Raw genomic sequence first — 2,746 nt, 5'->3', positions numbered from 1 at the left:
GTCCCCAGCCCTGGCCCATCCGGCTCGCACACTGGGCCAACGTGCCGCTGCTCGCCATCCTCGCGGCCAGCGGGCTGCAGATCCTCGCCGCGTATCCGCGCATGGGAACTCGCGGGCGGCCCATCGCGCTCTACCCCTTCCAGGACGCCGTGCCGCCGTCGTGGCTGCGCCTGGGGGACTGGCTCGCGGGAGCGCGCAGCTGGCACTTCGCGTTCGGTTGGTTCCTGGCCCTCAACGGCTTCGTGTACGTGCTCTACCTCGCGCTCAGCGGTGAGTGGCGCCGCCGCCTGTTCCTCCCGCGCCGCGACACGCGCGATGCCGTGGCCACGTTCGCGTACTACCTGCGGCTCCGCCCCGCCCCCGCGCAGTCGGGCCTCTACAACGGGCTCCAGCGGCTGGCGTACACCGCCACGCTGCTCATGGGCGCGCTGTCCGTCCTGTCCGGACTCGCCATCTACAAGCCCGTGCAGCTCCGGTGGCTCACGGCGCTCTTCGGTGGCTACGACCCCGCGCGCTTCGTGCACCTGCTGCTGCTCGCGCTGTTCGCGTTCTTCACCGTGGGCCACGTCGTCCTCGTCGCCCTGCACCCGCGCACCTTCGGGGAGATGATCACCGGCGGGAGGAAGCCTGATGCCCCCTGAGCGCGTCCTCACCCGCCGCCGCGTCCTCCTGGGCGCCGCCGCGCTCGCCACCAACGCGTGCGACTCCCAACGTCCGCGCGCGGGCTTCCTCGGCGTGATGGACCGCTTCAACGAGCGCGCCCAATCCGCCCTCTTCCACCCCGGCCGGCTCGCCCCCGAGGAGTCCATCGAGCAGCTCACCCCGCTCGGAGACTTCCCCCAGTACTTCCTCTCCGACACCGTGCCGCTGGCCCCCGCTGGCTGGACGCTGGAGGTGGGTGGACTCGTGGCCCGCCCGCGCGCCTTCACGCTGGAGGAATTGCAGCGGCTGCCCCGGACCGACTACCGGATCCGCCACCACTGCGTGGAGGGCTGGAGCGCGGTGGCGTCGTGGCACGGCGTGGCCATCCGCGACCTGGCTCGGGCCGTGGGCGCGGACACGCGCGCGGGGTTCGTGGAGTTCCGCTCGTTCGACCAGGGCTACTACTCATCCTGGGATGCGCCGAGCGCGCTGCACCCGCAGACCGTGCTCGCGTACGGCATGAACGGAGCGCCGCTCATTCCCGGCCACGGCGCGCCACTGCGCCTCTATTCGGGCGTGAAGCTGGGCTACAAGATGGTGAAGTACCTCACCACCGTGCGCTTCCTCCCGGAGGCCACGGGGGGCACCTGGGAGGACAGGGGCTACGAGTGGTTCGCCGGCGTGTAGCCCGTGGGCCTTCAGCGCTTGGAACTCACGACGCCCGGCAGGAACGGCGTGAAGCCGCGCTTGCGCAGGGCCTCGCGCTCGGCGAGCAGGGCCGCCAGCGCCGCCTCGCGCGTGGGGAAGTGGTTCACCGCGGCGCCGTTGATGACGCCGCTGGTGCTGATGAACATGAGCGTCATCTCGTCGCCGCCGTAGCGGTACGAGCGGTGCGTGCCGCGCTCCAGCACCTCGCGGCGCACCTTGCCGAAGGTGCGCCCCGCCGTGTGGCGGACGACGAGCCCATCCAGGTTGATGAGCAGGTCCACGCGGCCGTTGAACTTGGCGAACTGCGCCTCCACGTCGTTCCGCCAGCGCAGCACGTCCTCATCCGTTACCAGGATGCAGTCGGTGAAGTTCGCGGTGACGACGTCGTGCTCGGCGTCGCGTTCGAAGGACATCCCCCAGGCCATGGCATGTCCTCCTTCAGGCCTGCGCGGCGTTGCCCGCGAGGAACGCCGACACCAGCGCGGCCGTCTCCGCCGGACGCTCCACCTGGGGGTAGTGCCCCGGCCCCGGCAGGTGCGTCATGCGCGCGTTCCGGATGAGCCCCACCACCGCCTGCTTGAGGAACACGGGCGGCAGGAACGGATCATCCGTGGCCACCACCAGCGTGGGCGCGGTGATGGCGGACAGCCGGTCCGCGAAGCCTCCCGCCGTCCAGGAATCGAAGCACTGCTCGATGGCGTCCTTCGACACCGCGCCCGAGTCCTTCAGCAGGGCCTCCAGCGACTCCGGAGACAGCTGCTTGCAGGCCAGCCCCAGGATGGTCTTCTGCTTCTCCCGGTCCCCCGCGGAGCCACGGAACAGCCCGGCCGCGTCCGGAGGCAGCGGCAGCCCCGCCGCGGGCACCGTGTTGAGCAACACCAGGCCGCTGACGCGCGCAGGCGCATCCGCCGCCACCCACTTGGCGATCTGCCCGCCCATGCTGTGGCCCACCACCGCGAAGCGCTGCGCCTTCGCGTGGTCCGCCACCGCGAGCACGTCCTTGGCGTACTGCTCCAGCGTGTACCCCGACGCCGGCCGTCCGGACGCCCCGGTGCCCCGATGGTCCGGGACGATGAGCCGCAGGCCGGTCATGTCCAGCTTCTCCAGCATCGAGTCCCACACCGCGCCGGACACCATCCACCCGTGCACCAGCACCACGTCGCGAGGACCGTCCCCCAGGACCCGGTAGTGCAGGGGTGTTCCGTCCGTCGCGTTCGTCGTGGGCATGGGGGGTCTTCCTCCGGGGGGAGATCTGCTGGAAGTCGTTGCTTAAAGGGGAAGCGTAGCAAGCCACGACTGGGGCGTGGCCGTCCACCTGCTCGGGGGTTGCCTGACGGCCAGAGGGGCGAGCTGTCCTGACGGGTAGGTGCGCGGGAGGGAATGAAGGGTGGGAGCG

At 71.1% G+C, this 2,746-nt stretch carries 4 protein-coding genes; 2 read left to right on the top strand and 2 right to left on the bottom strand.

Annotated elements, in window-relative coordinates; translation table 11 throughout:
• Positions 1-641: cytochrome b/b6 domain-containing protein (locus tag D7V77_RS41400; RefSeq protein WP_233597551.1), on the top strand; the 641-nt coding region annotated here is incomplete at its 5' end.
• Positions 631-1,329, top strand: a complete 699-nt coding sequence (locus tag D7V77_RS41395; RefSeq protein WP_120581656.1) for a molybdopterin-dependent oxidoreductase — start codon at positions 631-633, stop codon at positions 1,327-1,329. The genes D7V77_RS41400 and D7V77_RS41395, both read left to right, overlap by 11 nt.
• Before the next feature lie 11 nt (positions 1,330-1,340).
• Here the strand turns inward: D7V77_RS41395 and D7V77_RS41390 are convergent, their stop codons facing one another.
• Positions 1,341-1,775 (bottom strand): hypothetical protein, encoded by a 435-nt coding sequence (locus D7V77_RS41390; RefSeq protein WP_120581655.1) that lies wholly within the window; start codon positions 1,773-1,775, stop codon positions 1,341-1,343.
• A 13-nt stretch (positions 1,776-1,788) separates the two neighbouring features.
• Complete coding sequence (locus tag D7V77_RS41385; protein WP_120581654.1) at positions 1,789-2,577, bottom strand: alpha/beta fold hydrolase; 789 nt, start codon at positions 2,575-2,577, stop codon at positions 1,789-1,791.
• Positions 2,578-2,746 lie beyond the last annotated feature (169 nt).

Origin of the sequence: Corallococcus sp. CA041A, from assembly GCF_003612075.1 — a bacterium.
GTDB classification, from domain to species: domain Bacteria; phylum Myxococcota; class Myxococcia; order Myxococcales; family Myxococcaceae; genus Corallococcus; species Corallococcus exiguus.
This window is presented reverse-complemented; position numbering and strand designations above follow the sequence as displayed.